The organism is Vibrio sp. 2130-1, assembly GCF_033339515.1.
The window spans coordinates 1-616 of sequence record NZ_JAWOUT010000440.1; the positions used below are offsets into that span (position 1 = coordinate 1).

Annotated in this window: 1 pseudogene; it reads right to left on the bottom strand. The window is 46.9% G+C overall.

The features are described 5' to 3' along the window. A pseudogene (locus R7Q09_RS26715) lies at positions 1 to 616 on the bottom strand (sulfite reductase subunit beta); the annotation flags it as partial.

The following is a 616-nucleotide window of genomic DNA, read 5'->3' on the forward strand; positions in this document are numbered from 1 at the left end:
GCCCGTTTTCAGCGGCTTCCCCGGATAATCCAGCAATCGACCATTCTCGATAAATAACGCCAAGTGGAATTTACCATCGATACCTTCTACCCAACCAATACGGTCACCACGTTCAGTGAACTCATACGGGCGGCTAGCTTCAAACTGAATGCCCGCACGTTTTTCTACTTCTGCTTTAAAGACATCTGTACCGACGCGGTCGAGTGTGTATTTGGTTTTAGCGTTTTTACGGTTTGAACGGTTACCCCAGTCACGCTGAGTTGTCACAACTGCAGCCGCGACATCTAAGGTTTTTTCTAGAGGAATGAAACCAAAGTCATCAGCTCGACGTGGGTAAGTCGACGTATCGCCATGTGTCATCGCCAAACCACCACCCACTAGCACATTAAAGCCAACCAATTTGCCGTTATCGGCAATCGCAACGAAGTTCAAATCATTCGCGTGGACATCCACATCATTTTGTGGAGGAATGACTACGGTTGTTTTGAACTTACGTGGTAAGTAAGTTTTGCCCAGAATCGGCTCATCTTCTTCGGTCGATTCGACTTTCTCTCCGTCTAACCAAATTTCAGCATACGCGCGAGTTTTAGGTAGAAGGTGTTCACTGATCTTCTTC